This is a genomic window from Phreatobacter cathodiphilus (genome assembly GCF_003008515.1).
GTDB classification, from domain to species: Bacteria; Pseudomonadota; Alphaproteobacteria; order Rhizobiales; family Phreatobacteraceae; genus Phreatobacter; species Phreatobacter cathodiphilus.
The window spans coordinates 2,955,001-2,970,326 of record NZ_CP027668.1; the positions used below are offsets into that span (position 1 = coordinate 2,955,001).

Here is a 15,326-nt window from a genome sequence, read left to right on the forward strand (position 1 = left end):
GCCGACGCTCGCCGCCTTCCGTACCGAGCGCGAGCGCATCGACAACCTGATGACCCGCGACCGCGCCGAAACCCGCGTCACGGCGCAGACCGGGCGCTGAGGCCTATTCCGCGGCGATGCGCGCGGCGCCGCCGAGCCAGGCGTCGAAATCGGCCAGCGCCCGCGCGCTTAGCACCCTCTTGCGCGCCTGGCTCTTGGCCGAGCCCTTCAGCCGCTGGCCGTCCGGCCCCTTGGTCGGCACGCCGGAGACCGGCGGGAACAGGCCGAAATTGACGTTCATCGGCTGGAACGAGCGCGGCCCCTCGTCGATGGTCACCACGTGCCCGCCGGTGATGTGGTTGATCAGCGCGCCGTGGGCGGTCGTCGCCGGCGGCAGGGCCGGAGCCAGCCCCAGCCGCTCGGCCGCCGCAAAGCGGCCGACCATGCCGCCGATGGCGGCGCTCTCCACATAGCCCTCGCATCCCGTGATCTGGCCGGCGAAGCGCAGCCGCGGCTCGGCCTTGAGGCGCAGCGTCTCGTCCAGCACCTTCGGCGAATTGAGATAAGTGTTGCGGTGGATGCCGCCGAGCCGGGCGAACTCGGCCTTTTCCAGACCGGGGATCATGCGGAAGATCGCGGCCTGCTCGCCATATTTCAGCTTGGTCTGGAAGCCGGTCATGTTGAACAGCGTGCCGAGCTTGTTGTCCTGGCGGAGCTGGACGACGGCATAGGCCTTGACCGTCGGATTGTGCTTGTTCGTGAGGCCCACCGGCTTCATCGGCCCCCAGCGCAGCGTCTCGCGGCCGCGCTCGGCCATCACCTCGATGGGCAGGCAGCCGTCGAAATAGGGCGTGCCCTCCCACTCCTTGAACTCGGTCTTCTCCGCCGCCAGCAGCGCGTCGATGAAGGCCTCGTACTGGTCCCTGTCCAGCGGGCAGTTGATGTAGTCGGCGCCGGTGCCGCCGGGCCCCGCCTTGTCGTAGCGCGACTGGAACCAGGCCTTGTCCATGTCGATGGAGTCGAAATGGACGATCGGCGCGATGGCGTCGAAGAAGGCGAGCTCCTTCTCGCCCGTGAGCCCCCCGACGGCGGCGGCGAGCGCGGGAGACGTCAGCGGACCCGTTGCGATGATCACGCTGTCCCAGTCCGCCGGCGGCAGGCCGGCGACCTCCTCCCGCACGATGGTGACGAGAGGATGGGCCTCGAGCGCCGCGGTGACCGCCTGCGAGAAGCCGTCGCGGTCGACGGCGAGCGCGCCGCCCGCCGGCACCTGATGGGCGTCGCCCATGCGCATGATGAGCGAGCCCATACGCCGCATCTCCGCATGCAGCAGGCCGACGGCGTTGGTCTCGGCGTCGTCCGACCGGAAGGAATTGGAGCAGACGAGCTCGGCGAGGCCCTCGGTCTTGTGGGCCTCCGTGCCGCGCACCGGGCGCATCTCGTGCAGCACCACGGGCACGCCGGCCTCGGCGATCTGCCAGGCGGCCTCGGATCCGGCGAGGCCGCCGCCGACGACATGGATGGGGGCGATCTGGGTCATGCGGGGACTTCTAGGGCGCAGAGCCTTCGGCGGCAAGCAAGGCACTCAATCCGTCGCTGCGCGCACCGGTCGGCAATCATAGAGAGCGGAATGCAGATCGCGCAGAAAGGCGTCCGAAAATACCCGCTCCCGGATGGCCTCCTTCATCAGCGGCAGCAATCCGGCCTCGGACAAGTCCAATGGACGGTTGGCCATTCGTCCATTCGTCCACCAGGAAAATCGGATTTCCTCTTCGTTCTTCGATTTGATCAGAAGCCTCTCGATGCGGTGACCGCCAATATCCGCTCTCGCAAGTTCCTTCGCATAGTCCGTATCCCTCACTTCTTTTCTCCCTGCTGGACTCCTGCCTGAGAAGCCCGCGCGGCGATCACCCTGCGGAAGGCCGGCTCGCCGAGGACTGCGAGGGCGAGCGCGCGGATGTGCTCGGTCTCGGCTTTCCTGCCCGGTTCGCGCTTCCAGTAATGGGTGTGGTTGAAGTAGCCGCCGAGGAGGGTGGTCCGCAGCGGCACGTTCACCGTCCCCGGGGAGAGCTTGTCGTTGATCGGCCCGCCGATGAAATCGCCCTTCACGACGAAGCGCTGTGAAAAATAGAGATTGGTCCAGCAGGTCAGTGCGAACATCGCCGAATGCTGCAGGCGCTCAGGCACGTCCGGCACGTGCCTGTCGTCTGCACTGCCCTCGCGAAACAGGACACGGCCCTTCTCACCGGGGCTCTCGGCCGGCGGTGCCACCGGGAATTCGCGGAGCTTTACCTTCTTCCCCAGGGTCTTCGGGTCACCGTCATCGGTCAAGAGCAGCGCGGCGAGAGTGAGCGGGCTGCCCAGCGTGACGAAATCGCTGATGCGCCACGGCGAGGCCGTCAGGCCATTGGCAAAGCCTGTCCGCTGTTCGCGACAGAACACCTCGAAGGCCCAGCGGACCACCGCCTGATAGGTGAGCGCCGTTCCCGCGCGCGGGCCGCTCTCCGGCTCCCAGGTCAGGCCGCTGTCAGTCTCGGCGAGGCGGAAGGTGGTCTTGCGCAGGGCATCGTCGGGCATGGTGTCGATCGGACGGAGGGCTGCGGCCGTCATGTCCGTCAGCTGCAGGCTCGACATCTGCTTAACGAAGAAGGCGCGCAGCACGTCGTAGGCGATGACGGTGCCGAGGCTGTGCGAGACGACGACGATGCGGTCGTAGCGCGGCCGGCCGCCGGACCGGCGCTGGTGCAGATCCGTCAGCACCTCCAGTCCCAGTTGGCGAATACGGTTGCGCGCCTCGATGTTGTCCGGCGCGTCGCGCAGGTAGCGGGCGCAGTCGCCGACATAGGGCACCAGAAAGATCGCCGCGAGTGCGAGGAACAGCGCCAGGAAGCCGAGGAGCCAAGGCGCGGCAGCCTTGAACATCACAGTCAGGAATATGAGGTCGAAGGCGGTCTGGACATCGACGACGGAGCCGCTTGCGGCACGGATGCCGACGGTCAGCGACAGGAACGGTCCCCAGAGAACGATGCCGAGCGCCACTCCCGCCACGACGAGCATGCCGCCGATGGCAGCGCGGGTTCCGAGGAAGATGAAGAGGCCGGCCAGGACCGGGACGAGGGTCAGGAGGACGATGCCGTTCCAGTACCCGACGAAGGCGAGGACCGCGAACGCGGCGAAGACGGCGAGCGCCGCCGGCACCCCCTTGGCAAGACAGAACCCGGCGACCACCGAAGCGACGGCGCCGAGGACGAGAAAGGCGGCGGCGACCGGCTCGGCCGCTTCGACGGCACGCTGCTGCAAGGCTGCTGTCGAAGTACCGGTCAGGGTAAGGCCGATCACCCAGGCGAGATGCACCGTGGCCATCATCGCCCCGGTCATCAGGCCGACAACGGCATACCACAGCCAGGTGGCGTCGCGCGGCAGGGCGCTGCGATCGCGCTTGGCGAGGTCGCAGAGCCACAGCAGCACGGCGACGAGGCGGGTTCCCGACATCTGGTCCGCCCAGTAGAGCTCGAAGAAGTCGTAGCGCCGGCCCTCGCCGCCGATCGCCTTGGTCGACACGGACTTGAGGTCGAAGAAGCCGTCCTTGCCGACATAGGGCTTGATCCAGCGGCCGATGGCGCCGGCATCCTCCGGCTCGCCCAGGACGGCATTCGCCACGCCCAGCATGGTCTCCATCGGGCGCTGGTCGCCGATGCCGTGGAACACGAGGACTGCTGTGCGCGGCGCCGGCGGCGGAACCGCCTTCTCCTGCTGCTTATCGACCGGCGTCGGGTCAGCCATTCCCATCCCTCCACAGCACGAGGCCGCCCGATCGGACATCCGAACGGGCGGCCTGGCAAGAGGGTTGTATTCCCGATGCGGTGCAGCCGGTAGTTACTCGGCGGCCATCGCCTGGCCGGCCGGCTCGAAGACCAGCCGATCGCCCGCGGCCGAGGCGCCGACCCTGTCGCCGTCCTTGATGGTGCCGCCGAGGATCTTCTCGGCCAGCGGATCCTGGACGTATTTCTGGATCACGCGCTTCAGCGGGCGCGCGCCATAGGCGGGGTCGTATCCCTTGTCGGCGAGCCAGGCCTTGGCGGCGGGGTCGAGGTCGAGGACGATCTTGCGCTCGTCGAGCAGCTTCTGCAGGCGCTTCAGCTGGATGTCGACGATGGTGGTCATCTGCTCCCGCTTCAGCCGGCCGAAGAGGATGATCTCGTCGACGCGGTTGAGGAATTCGGGGCGGAAGTGCCCGCGCACGATCGACATGACGCCGTCGCGCACCGCATCCACCTCCTCGTTCTCGCCCTGCATGACCAGGAGCTCCGAGCCGAGATTCGAGGTCATGATGATCAGCACGTTGCGGAAGTCGACGGTCCGGCCCTGTCCGTCCGTCAGCCGCCCGTCGTCGAGCACCTGCAGGAGCACGTTGAACACATCCGGGTGCGCCTTCTCGATCTCGTCGAACAGCACGACCTGATAGGGCCGGCGCCGCACCGCTTCCGTCAGCGCCCCACCCTCGTCGTAGCCGACATAGCCGGGGGGCGCGCCGATGAGACGGGAGACCGAGTGCTTCTCCATATATTCCGACATGTCGAGGCGGACCATGGCGGTCTCGTCGTCGAACAGGAATTCGGCCAGCGCCTTGGTCAGCTCGGTCTTGCCGACGCCGGTGGGGCCGAGGAACATGAACGAGCCGATCGGCCGGTTCGGGTCCTGCAGGCCAGCGCGGGCGCGACGCACCGCGGTCGAGACGGCCTTCACAGCCTCGCCCTGGCCGACGACGCGGCGGGCGATCTCGTCCTCCATGCGCAGGAGCTTGTCCTTCTCGCCCTCCAGCATCTTGTCGACGGGCACGCCCGTCCAGCGCGAGACGACCTGGGCGACGTGGTCGGCGGTGACCGCCTCCTCCACCATGGCCTGCTCGTTCTGCTGCTCGACCGAAGCCAGCTCCTTCTCCAGCCCCGGAATGGTGCCGTAGGAGAGCTCGCCCGCCTTCGCCCAGTCGCCCTTGCGCTGGGCGTTGGCGAGGGCCGTGCGCGCCTCGTCGAGCTGCTTCTTGATCTCGGCGGCACGTCCGAGGCTGTCCTTCTCCGCCTTCCAGCGGGCGGTCATCTCGGCGGACTGCGCCTCGAGCGAGGCGAGGTCCGTCTCCAGCCGCTTCAGCCGGTCGCGGGAGGCGGTGTCGCTCTCCTTCTTCAGCGCCTCCTGCTCGATCTTGAGCTGGATGACGCGGCGGTCGAGCTCGTCCAGTTCCTCGGGCTTGGAATCCACCTGCATGCGCAGCCGCGCCGAAGCCTCGTCGACGAGGTCGATGGCCTTGTCGGGGAGGAAGCGGTCGGTGATGTAGCGGTTCGACAGCGTCGCCGCGGCGACGATGGCCGAATCGGTGATGCGCACCTGGTGGTGCTGTTCGTACTTCTCCTTGAGGCCGCGCAGGATCGAGACCGTGTCCTCCACCGTCGGCTCGCCGACGAACACCGGCTGGAACCGGCGGGCGAGCGCCTGGTCCTTCTCCACGTGCTTGCGATACTCGTCGAGCGTCGTCGCGCCGATGCAGTGCAGCTCGCCGCGGGCGAGCGCGGGCTTGAGCAGGTTCGAGGCGTCCATCGCCCCGTCCGCCTTGCCGGCGCCGACGAGGGTATGCATCTCGTCGATGAACAGCACGATGCCGCCGTCGGAGGACGTCACCTCGGACAGCACGGCCTTCAGCCGCTCCTCGAACTCGCCGCGATATTTCGCCCCGGCGATCAGCGAGCCCATGTCGAGGGAGAGGATCGCCTTGTCCTTCAGGCTCTCCGGCACGTCGCCGTCGACGACGCGGAGCGCGAGGCCCTCCACGATGGCCGTCTTGCCGACGCCGGGCTCGCCGATCAGCACGGGATTGTTCTTGGTCCGCCGCGACAGCACCTGGATGGTGCGGCGGATCTCCTCGTCGCGGCCGATGACCGGGTCGAGCTTGCCCTCGCGGGCGGCCTGGGTCAGGTCGCGGGCATATTTCTTCAGCGCGTCATAGGCGTTCTCGGCGGAGGCCGAATCCGCCTTGCGGCCCTTGCGCAGGCCCTCGATGGCCGCATTCAGCGCCTGCGGGTTGACGCCGGCGGCGGCCAGCGCCTTGCCGGCCTCGGTGTCCTTCTCCAGCGCCAGCGCGAGCAGCAGCCGCTCGGCGGCGACGAAGCTGTCGCCGTACTTCTCGGCCGCCTTCTCGGCCGTGTCGAAGACGCGGGCGAGCCCCTGGCCGAGATAGACCTGGCCGGCTCCCGAGCCCTGCACCTTCGGAATCTTCTTCAGCGCCTCCTCGGTCTTCTGAAGCGCCAGCTGCGGCTGGCCGCCCGCCTGGCGGATGAGACCGGCGGCGAGGCCCTCCGTGTCGTCCAGCAGCACCTTCAGGAGGTGCTCGGGGAGGAACTGCTGATGGCCCTCGCGCAGCGCCAGCGATTGTGCCGACTGGATGAAGCCCCGCGAGCGCTCGGTGTATTTCTCGATGTTCATGAAAGGTCACTCCCTTGCCCGTCCCTCTCGTCTCCGCTGAGCCCGAAAGAAAACGTCCGACCGTTGGATTGCCGGCCCCGAAGGCACCGGCTTGCCGCGGATATGGGGGCCTCACGCGGCCGTGAGAAGAGCGGGCGGCGGACTTTTTGAGGCGGGTCAAACGGGCCGGCATGGACCGCCGGCGGGGAACACGATCGGACACGGCAACGGCGCCGCCCCCTCACCCGCACGGCCCCTCGCTCTGCGGGCTCGCCGGGGATGACGGCCGGTGTTTGCAAGGTTGAGCCGCGTCTTCGTCGCTTGACCCCGGCGGAGGCTATGCCTCACTTCCCGCCATGACCGACACAGCCCCCGCCCGCATCACCGCCCTCTACCGCTATCCCGTGAAGGGCCTCTCCGCCGAGCCGCTGACCGAGGCCGCCCTGGCCGGCGGCGCCCATTTCCCCGGCGACCGCCTTTTCGCCGTGGAGAACGGCCCCTCCGGCTTCGACCCGGCGAACCCCGAACACCAGCCGAAGCAGAAATTCCTCGTCCTCGCCCGCCAGGCCGCGCTGGCGAAGCTGAAGACGCGCTACGACGATGCCGGCCACACCCTCTCCATCGTCACCGACGAGGTCGAGGTCGCCCGCGGCGATCTGCGGACGCCGGAGGGCCGCGCCGCGATCGAGGACTTCTTCCGCATGTTCCTCGCCAAGGAGCTCGCCGGCGCGCCGAAGGTGCTGGAGGGCCCGCCCGGCTTCCGCTTCATGGATTCGCGCTCCGGCTTCGTCTCGATCATCAACCTCGCCAGCGTCCGCGCGCTGGAGACGGAGACGGGCATGTCCATCGATCCCATCCGCTTCCGTGCCAACATCTACATCGACGGCGTGCCGGCCTTCTCCGAGTTCGACTGGGTCGGCAAGCGCATCACCCTCGGCGGCGCCGCCCTGCGTGGCCTGAAGCGCACCGAGCGCTGCGCCGCGACGACCGTCAACCCGGCCACCGCCGTGCGCGACCTGATGATCCCCGCCGTGCTGATGCGCAGCTACGGCCATGCCGACTGCGGCATCTATTGCGCCGTCGCCCAGGGCGGGCGCATCGCCGTCGGCGACACGCTGAAGATCACCGACGAGGACGCGGCGGGCGTCGCGTTCTGACGGCTAGCGCGGTGCGATGAAGGGCCGGCGCTTGGCCGGGCCCTTCTCGACCGGCGCCGCCGACTTCAGCGCCCGCATGATCCAGTGGCGGGATTCCGCCGGGTCGATGACGCCGTCGATCTCCAGGAAGGCCGCCATGTTGACCGCCTTGCCCTTCTGGTAGAGCTCGGCGACGTGGCGCTGGTAGGTCGCCTCGCGCTCGGCCGGGTCGGCGATGGCGGCGAGTTCGTTGCGGTAGGCGAGCCTGACGGCCCCTTCGAGGCCCATGCCGCCGAACTCGCCGGTGGGCCAGGAGACGATGAAGACCGGCGCCTGGAACGAGCCCGCCGCCATGGCCTGGGCGCCGAGCCCGTAGCCCTTGCGCAGCACGATGGTCATCAGCGGCACGGTGAGCGTCGCCCCCGACAGGAACAGCCGCGAAACCCGCCGCACCAGCGCCGTCTCCTCCGCCGGCGGCCCCACCATGAAGCCGGGCGTGTCGCAGAGGGAGAGGACCGGCAGGCCGTAGCCCTCGCAGAGTTCGAGGAAGCGGGCGCCCTTCTCGGCGCCCTCGGCGTCGATGGCGCCGCCGAGGTGTCGCGGATTGTTCGCGATGAGCCCCATCGGCCGGCCCTCGACCCGGATCAGGGCGGTGATCATGCCGACGCCGTGGGCGGCCCTCAGTTCCATCACCGAGCCCGCGTCGGCGAGGAGGTCGATCACCGCGCGGATGTCGTAGGCACGCAGCCGGTTTTCCGGGATGGCGGCGCGCAGCCGTTCCTGATCGGCGGCGGTCCACTCCGCCACCGGCCCCTGGAAATAGGCGAGGTAGCGCTTGGCCGCAGCCACCGCCTCCGCCTCGTCCTTCACCAGCAGGTCGACCACGCCGTTCGGCACCTGTACCGCCATCGGCCCGACCTCCTCGGGCGTGAAGACGCCGAGGCCCCCGCCCTCGATCATGGCGGGGCCGCCCATGCCGAGATTGGCGTTCTCGGTGGCGATGATGACGTCGCAGCAGCCGGCGACCGCGGCGTTGCCGGCGAAGCAGCGGCCGGAGACGATGGCGACCGTCGGCGCCCGCCCGCTGTGGCCGGCGAGCATGCGGAAGGTCGGCACGTCGAGCCCGGCGACGCCCATGTAGTCGGTCTCGCCCGGCCGCCCTCCCCCGCCCTCGGCGAAGACGACGATGGGCAGGCGCTGCTCCTCCGCCAGGCGGAACATCCGGTCCATCTTCTTGTGGTTCATGAAGCCCTGGGTGCCGGCGAAGACCGTGTAGTCGTAGGTCATCGCCATGCAGCGGGCGGCCTCCTCGCCGAACAGGCCGGCATTGACCGTGCCGACGCCGCAGATCAGCCCGTCTGCCGGGCTCATCTCGCGCAGCTCCTCGAGGCTGCGGCGGCGGCGCTGGGCCGCCAGCGCCAGGGCGCCGTATTCCATGAAACTGCCGTCGTCGCAGAGGTCGGCGATGTTCTCGCGCGCCGTGCGCTGGCCGGTCTTGCGCCGCCGCGCCACGGCCTTCGGGCGGCGATGGTCCTGGAGCGCGTCGTGCATGTCGAGGACTTCGGCGAGATCGGCACGGATGGCCCCGTGGGCATCCCCCGCCCCGGTCTCCCCGGCCTCGGCGGCGATGTCGGCGGGTTCGAGGAAGGCCAGCGCCTCGCCGGCATCGGCCTGATCTCCGGCCTTCAGCGGCAGGGCGCGGACGATGCCGGCGCGTTCCGCCAGCACCACGTGCTCCATCTTCATCGCCTCGATGACGGCGACCTGCCGGCCCGCGGCCACCGCCTCGCCCTCGGCGACGTCGATGGAGACGATGCGCCCGCTCATCGGTGCCGCCACCGGCTCGGTGCCCTCGGGGCGGGAGGCTGCGAGCTTCGCCATGGCGGGCCCCGCGGCCCCCGCCGCGAACCGCGTCACCCGCGGCGTCGCGATCAGCCGCGCCGCGTTCCTTTCGACGTAGGCGGTGTCGACCCGAGCCGCCAGCACGTCATCGTCCGCCAGCAGGGCCTGCAGCACGGAAAGATTGGTCTCGACGCCCTCGATGCGGAACTCGGCCAGCGCCCGGAAGGCCTTGGCTGCCGCGGCGCGCCAGTCGCCGGACGGTGCGTGGGCGATGACCTTGGCGAGCAGCGAGTCGAAGCTCGTCACCGTGCGATAGCCGGCATGGGCGAAGGTCTCGACGCGGATACCCGGCCCTCCCGGCGGATCGAAGGCGGCGAGCGTGCCGCCGGTCGGGGTAGCGCTGCCGTCGGCGGCCATGCGCTCCATGTTGACGCGCAGCTGCACCGCCGTGCCGCGGGCGCTCACCCTCTCCTGCGACAGGCCGAGAGCGGCCAGCGTCTCGCCCGCCGCGAGGCGGATCTGCGTCTGGACGAGATCGACGCCAGTGATCTCCTCGGTCACCGTGTGCTCCACCTGAAGGCGCGGATTGGCCTCCATGAAGACGAAGCGGCCGGCGGCCTCGTCGACGAGGAATTCCACCGTCGTCAGCGTGCGCACCTGCGCGGCGCGGGCGAGCGACACCGCCGCGGCGAAGATCGCCTCGCGCAATGCGGGGCCGAGACCCGGCGCGGGAGCGATCTCGATGAGTTTCTGATGGCGACGCTGCAGGCTGCATTCCCGCTCGAGCAAATGCATCACCGCACCGCCCGCATCGCCGAGGATCTGCACCTCTACGTGTTTCGCCGGCCGGATCAGTTCCTCGACATAGAGCGCGTCGGAGCCGAAGGCGGCCTTCGCCTCCGATCCCGCGCGGAGAAAGGCGTCCGCGAGGCCGGACGCGTCGTCGACGACGCGCATGCCGCGGCCGCCGCCGCCGGCGAGCGCCTTGACCATGACCGGCCGGCCGCCGAGGGACGCCATGAAGGCCTCGGCCTCGGCAAGCGTCGTCGCGCCAGAGGTGCCCTCGGCCAGCGGCACGCCGACCTCCGCCGCCAGCCGGCGGGCGGCGGCCTTGTCGCCGAACAGGGCGAGGGTCTCCGGCGCGGGGCCGATGAAGGTCAGGCCGGCCGCCGCACAGGCCCGGGCGAAATCCGCATTCTCCGACAGGAAGCCGTAGCCGGGATGCACCGCTTCGCAACCCGCCTCCACCGCCGCCGCGACAACCGCGGCGATGTCGAGATAGGCGGCGGCACCCGCGCCCGGCAGCGCGACGGCCGCGTCGGCGCGCACCACGTGCAGCGAGGCCTTGTCGTCGGAGGAATAGACCGCCACCGAGGCGATGCCGAGATCGGCCAGCGCCCGCGCCACCCGGATGGAGACCTCGCCACGGTTGGCGATCAGCACTTTCTGGAACATGCGGAGCTTTCGCTTCTGGAAGGAAGGGGCGCGGCCTCAGCCGGCCAGTTTCTCGCGCCGAATGGAGATGCCGGCAGCCTCGCGGTCCCAGGTATCGGGGGTGAGGCCGGACTGGCGGACGAGATATTTCTCGACCTTGCGGGTCGGCGTCTTCGGCAGGTCGTCAACGATGCGCACATAGCGCGGCACCATGAAATGGGCCATGCGGGGCTTAAGGAAGGCGATGAGGTCCGCCGGGTCGAGGCTCTGCCCCTCGGCGAGCGACACCGCAACCAGGATGTCGTCCTCACCGAATTCGCTCGGCACCGCCACCGCCGCCGCCTCGCGCACCGCCGGATGGGCCGCCACCTCCAGCTCCACCTCGAAGGACGAGACGTTCTCGCCGCGCCGGCGGATGGCGTCCTTGAAACGGTCGACGAAGAAGTAGTTGCCGTCGGCATCGGTGCGGAAGGCATCGCCCGTGTGGAACCAGCCGTTGCGCCAGGCGGCGGCCGTGGCCTCCGGATTCGCGTTGTAGCCGTGGTTCAGCGCCCAGGGCGCGTCGGTGCGGATGACGAGCTCGCCGATCTCGCCCGGCGCCACCTCCACGTCGTGGGCATCGACCAGGCGGAGTTGCACCCCCTTGCGGGGCTTGCCGCAGGTGGCGACGACGGTCGGGTTCGGCTCGGCGATGAGCGGGCAGGACACCTCGCTCATGTTGAAGAGCGTGCGCGTCGTCATGCCGAAGCGCTCGCGGAAGGCGACGCCCTCCGCCCCGAGCGGGATGATGATGACATTGGCGAGCGGCGTGTCGCGCTCGCCCGGCCGCACCGGCTCCTTCATCAGGAAGGAGGCCATGACGCCGAGCAGGATCACCGCCGTCGTGCCGGTCGCCTCGACGGTTTGCCAGAAGGTGGAGGTCTCGAAGGCGTCGAGCAGGCTGATCGAGCCACCGCAGGCGAGCATGGCATAGGTCGGGGCCGTACCGCCGACATGGAACATCGGCAGGTTGACCATGAAGCGGTCGTCGGCGCCGACGAAGGGCGTGCCGTCGCGCTCGGCGGCGAGCGAGGTGCCCATGGCGTGGAGATGGGCATAGGAGGACAGGACGCCCTTCGACGGGCCGGTCGTGCCCGAGGTGTAGATGATGGACTGGGTGTCCCAGGCCTCGACGGGACGGGAAAGCGGCTTCACCTCGCCGTCGCTGGCGAGCGCCTCGGCGCCGAGCACGTCGAGGCCGGGAACGTCGGGGCGCTCGCCGCCCAGCACCACGACGCGCTCCAGCGCCGAGCGATCGATGTCGGCGAGGCGGCCGGCGAGCCCGCCATGGGCGATCATCAGGCGGGCGCCGGAATTGCGCACCACGTGTTCGAGAATGCCGCCGCGATAGGCCGTGTTGATCGGCACATAGACGGCGCCGGCATAGTTGATGGCGAACCAGACCCGCAGCACGTCGAGGCCGTTCGGCATCCAGACGAGCACGTGCTCGCCCTGCTGCACGCCGAGGTCCTGCAGCGCCCGCGCCATGGCGCGCACCTCCGCGCGCAGCCGCGCGTAGCTGACCGCGCCGCCGTCCGGCAGCACGACGAAAGCCTTGTCGGGCGTCGCCGCCGCGTGGCGGTCGATGAGGTTCGACAGAACGCAGCTGTCTCGGTCGGGCACACCGCCGACGGTCATCGCGTTTCCTCCCGTCATGCCCCGTTCCGGGGGTCTTTGGGCCGTCGAGGGCCTGAGGCGGCCCCTCGCAGTCCGATGCTGAGGGGCCCGGCGGTCAAAATCAATAGACTAAATAATTATTGTGCTCGTCCGTCCGGCTGATAGCATCCGGCCTCCCGTGCAACCACCGAGGCTGCAGTCCAGCATCCATGACCAGCGCCGACAAGAGGGCCGCCCCGACCCCCGCCACGCGCGCGCCGCGCCGCCGACCGCCCGGTCGTCCGAAGCTCGCCGAGCGCGAGGGCCGCGATCCCACCCGCGACCTGCTCCTCGACGCCTCCATCGCCCTCTTCGCCCGCCACGGATTCGAGACGGTCACCACCGGCCAGATCGCCGAGGCGGCCGGCCTCACCCAGTCCATGGTGCACTACCATTTCGGCTCGAAGTCGAAGCTGTGGGAGGAGGCGATGCGCCGGCTGATGCGCCAGCGCGGCCGCCTGTTCCGCGCCACGGCCCGCGACCTCGCCGGGCTCGATCCGGTGGAGAAGCTGAAGGTGCTGATCCGCCGCCTCGTCGAGGCCAATGCCGAGAACCCCGACTATGTCCGCATCGTCGTCCACGAGGGCACCACCCGCAGCCCGCGGCTCGCCTGGCTGGTGGAGACCTATCTCGCCCCCGGCTTCGGCGTCTTCGACCAGGCGCTGCGCGAGGCCATGGACGCCGGCGCCATTCCGCGCCGCCCGATCCACGACGTCACCAACGCCATCACCTCGGCCGCCTCGCTCAGCTTCGCCCTCCACGCCATCGTCGAGGACATGTACGCCGTCGACCTCACCGCGCCGGACCGCATCCGCTCCTTCGCCGACACCATCGTCGACATCCTGTTCAACGGCCTGCTGGCGCGCCCCACCGTCCCGCCTGGCGGGTCGACCGGCGCCGCGGCCTCCTGACATCCGTCGGGAGACGGATGGGCCCACCACCCGCAACAATCAATAGGGCTATTGATTTTATGGCCTGACGGCGTCAGCCTGACCTCCAACGAAAAAAACCTGCGGTGGAGGATCGCTTGGACGAGAAGGCCTATCTCGCCATGGTGTCGGCGGTGCAGGATCGCCGCTGGCCGAAGGACTTGCCGCGCGAGCCGCAATATCCCTTCGGGCCCGTGCTGCTGACCGAGCACCTCGCCCGCTGGGCCGGGGTCCAGCCGGACAAGGCGGCGGTGAACTTCTACGGCGCCATCACCACTTTCGCCGAGCTCCACCGCCGGAGCGACGCCTTCGCGCAGCTCCTGCACTCGCTCGGCGTTCGGAAGGGCGACCGCGTCGCGGTCTTCCTGTCCAACTGCCCGCAATTCCTCGTCGCCTTCTACGGCATCCTCAAGCTCGGCGCGGTCCACGTGCCGGTGAACCCGATGTTCAAGGCGCCGGAGCTCGCCTACGAGCTCACCGACACCGGCGCCACCGTCCTGCTCGCCCTCGATCAGCTCTGGGACACCGTCGCCGAAGTCCTGCCGAAGACGAGCGTGAAGCACGTCATCGTCACCTCGCTCGCCGAGGCCGCGCCGGCCGTTCCCGCCATCCCCGCTCCGGCCTCCCTGTCGGTGCCGAAATGCGTGCCCGATGGCACCATCGACATGATGGCCGCGCTCGCCGCCTTCACCGGCCCCTTCACGCCGCCAGAGCCGGTCTCCCCCGACGACATCGCCGCCCTCAACTATACCGGCGGCACCACCGGCATGCCCAAGGGCTGCATCCACACGCAAGGGGACATGGTCTACACGGCGGCCACCACCGTGCCCTTCTCCCTCGGCACGACGAAGGACTCGACCTATCTCTGCTACCTGCCGGTCTTCTGGGTCGCCGGCGAGGTCTTCGGCGTCATCTTCCCCATCTTCGCCGGCTGCACCTGCGTCCTCCTCAACCGCTGGGATCCCGTCGCCTCCATGGCGGCGATCGACCGCTTCCGCGTCACCCATGCGAGCTTCCTGGTCGACGGCGCCGTCGACATCCTCGACCACCCGGACCTGCCGAACTACGACCTCACCAGCCTCGAACGCACCGGCGGCGTCTCCTTCGTCAAGAAGCTGAACCCCGACCTGCGCCGCCGCTGGCGCGAGGTGACGGGCTCGACCATCCGCGAGGTCGCCTGGGGCATGACCGAGACCCACACCTGCGACACCATGAACTACGGGCTGGACGCGGACGATTTCGACCTCAACTCCCAGCCGGTCTTCGTCGGCTTTCCCGTTCCCGGCACCGAGTTCAAGATCTGCGACTTCGAGACCGGCGCGCTCAAGCCCCTCGGCGAGGAGGGCGAGATCTGCATCCGCTCGCCCTCGCTCTTCAAGGGCTACTGGAACCGCCCGGAGGCCAACGGCGAGGTGTTCCGCGCCGGCTGGTTCCACACCGGCGACATCGGCCTCTACGACGAGGACGGCATCCTGCACTTCCTCGGGCGCCGCAAGGAGATGCTCAAGGTCAACGGCATGAGCGTCTTCCCCGGCGAGCTCGAGGCGATCCTCGGCCAGTATCCCGGCCTCCTCGGCTCCGGCGTCATCGGCCGGCCGGACGAGGCCAAGGGCGAGGTTCCCGTCGCCTTCGTCTGGCTGCCGGAGGACCAGCGCAACCCCGCCGGCCAGACGGCCTTCGCCGACTGGGTGGGCACGATGATGTCCTCCTACAAGCGCCCCGAAATCCGCTTCGTCGATGCCCTGCCGATGACCGAGACCGGCAAGGTCAAGAAGGAGCAGCTGAAAGCCCTGCTCTGACATTTCCCCGACCATCGGGGCCAACGATCAACGATAGCCGGCACGGCCGGCAAGGAGGA

General features: G+C 69.4%; 10 protein-coding genes (1 of these 10 running past the window's edge). 4 read left to right on the plus strand and 6 right to left on the minus strand.

Annotation, left to right across the window (positions count from 1 at the left end; translation table 11 throughout):
* Positions 1 to 100, plus strand: partial view of a M23 family metallopeptidase gene (locus C6569_RS14260; RefSeq protein ID WP_106749476.1) — the final stretch only. Its footprint begins 1,838 nt before the window's first position; only the last 100 of its 1,938 coding nucleotides appear in the window; its start codon lies beyond the left edge, outside the window; its stop codon occupies positions 98 to 100.
* A gap of 3 nt (positions 101 to 103) precedes the next feature.
* Here C6569_RS14260 and trmFO read toward each other — a convergent pair whose 3' ends face one another.
* From trmFO to clpB, 4 genes are all read right to left on the minus strand, one after another.
* Entirely contained in the window at positions 104 to 1,519 is a 1,416-nt protein-coding gene (gene trmFO, locus C6569_RS14265) for a methylenetetrahydrofolate--tRNA-(uracil(54)-C(5))-methyltransferase (FADH(2)-oxidizing) TrmFO (RefSeq protein ID WP_106749477.1), read from the minus strand.
* Between the two features lie 45 nt (positions 1,520 to 1,564).
* Positions 1,565 to 1,840, minus strand: a complete 276-nt coding sequence (locus tag C6569_RS21750; protein WP_146144811.1) for a hypothetical protein — start codon at positions 1,838 to 1,840, stop codon at positions 1,565 to 1,567.
* Positions 1,837 to 3,762 carry a hypothetical protein gene (locus C6569_RS14270; RefSeq protein WP_106749478.1) on the minus strand — a complete coding sequence of 642 codons (1,926 nt, stop codon included), beginning with the start codon at positions 3,760 to 3,762 and terminating at the stop codon, positions 1,837 to 1,839. The genes C6569_RS21750 and C6569_RS14270 overlap by 4 nt, the downstream gene beginning before the upstream one ends.
* Before the next feature lie 93 nt (positions 3,763 to 3,855).
* Positions 3,856 to 6,453 carry an ATP-dependent chaperone ClpB gene (clpB, locus tag C6569_RS14275; protein ID WP_106749479.1) on the minus strand — a complete coding sequence of 866 codons (2,598 nt, stop codon included), beginning with the start codon at positions 6,451 to 6,453 and terminating at the stop codon, positions 3,856 to 3,858.
* Between the two features lie 335 nt (positions 6,454 to 6,788).
* On the opposite strand from clpB, the gene C6569_RS14280 reads away from it, so the two are divergent.
* Positions 6,789 to 7,589, plus strand: coding sequence for an MOSC domain-containing protein (locus tag C6569_RS14280; RefSeq protein WP_106749480.1), 801 nt, complete (start codon positions 6,789 to 6,791; stop codon positions 7,587 to 7,589).
* A 3-nt stretch (positions 7,590 to 7,592) separates the two neighbouring features.
* Here the strand turns inward: C6569_RS14280 and C6569_RS14285 are convergent, their stop codons facing one another.
* Entirely contained in the window at positions 7,593 to 10,865 is a 3,273-nt protein-coding gene (locus C6569_RS14285; RefSeq protein ID WP_106749481.1) for an acetyl-CoA carboxylase family protein, read from the minus strand.
* Positions 10,866 to 10,901: 36 nt separating this feature from the next.
* Positions 10,902 to 12,521: an AMP-binding protein gene (locus C6569_RS14290; RefSeq protein WP_106749482.1), complete on the minus strand. Its 1,620-nt coding sequence runs from the start codon at positions 12,519 to 12,521 to the stop codon at positions 10,902 to 10,904.
* A gap of 188 nt (positions 12,522 to 12,709) precedes the next feature.
* Between C6569_RS14290 and C6569_RS14295 the strand changes: the two genes are divergently transcribed.
* Both C6569_RS14295 and C6569_RS14300 read left to right on the plus strand, forming a co-directional pair.
* On the plus strand, positions 12,710 to 13,450 hold the full coding sequence (locus C6569_RS14295) for a TetR/AcrR family transcriptional regulator (RefSeq protein ID WP_106749483.1): 741 nt from the start codon (positions 12,710 to 12,712) through the stop codon (positions 13,448 to 13,450).
* 116 nt (positions 13,451 to 13,566) lie between these two features.
* Positions 13,567 to 15,267 carry an AMP-binding protein gene (locus C6569_RS14300; RefSeq protein ID WP_342750230.1) on the plus strand — a complete coding sequence of 567 codons (1,701 nt, stop codon included), beginning with the start codon at positions 13,567 to 13,569 and terminating at the stop codon, positions 15,265 to 15,267.
* Positions 15,268 to 15,326 lie beyond the last annotated feature (59 nt).

Excerpts from the sequence above, each read along its gene's own strand:
- trmFO (WP_106749477.1), bottom strand. The coding sequence starts at position 1,519 with ATGACCCAGATCGCCCCCATCCATGTCGTCGGCGGCGGCCTCGCCGGA.
- C6569_RS14270 (WP_106749478.1), bottom strand. The coding sequence starts at position 3,762 with ATGGCTGACCCGACGCCGGTCGATAAGCAGCAGGAGAAGGCGGTTCCG.
- clpB (WP_106749479.1), bottom strand. The coding sequence starts at position 6,453 with ATGAACATCGAGAAATACACCGAGCGCTCGCGGGGCTTCATCCAGTCG.
- C6569_RS14280 (WP_106749480.1), top strand. The coding sequence starts at position 6,789 with ATGACCGACACAGCCCCCGCCCGCATCACCGCCCTCTACCGCTATCCC.
- C6569_RS14285 (WP_106749481.1), bottom strand. The coding sequence starts at position 10,865 with ATGTTCCAGAAAGTGCTGATCGCCAACCGTGGCGAGGTCTCCATCCGG.
- C6569_RS14290 (WP_106749482.1), bottom strand. The coding sequence starts at position 12,521 with ATGACCGTCGGCGGTGTGCCCGACCGAGACAGCTGCGTTCTGTCGAAC.
- C6569_RS14295 (WP_106749483.1), top strand. The coding sequence starts at position 12,710 with ATGACCAGCGCCGACAAGAGGGCCGCCCCGACCCCCGCCACGCGCGCG.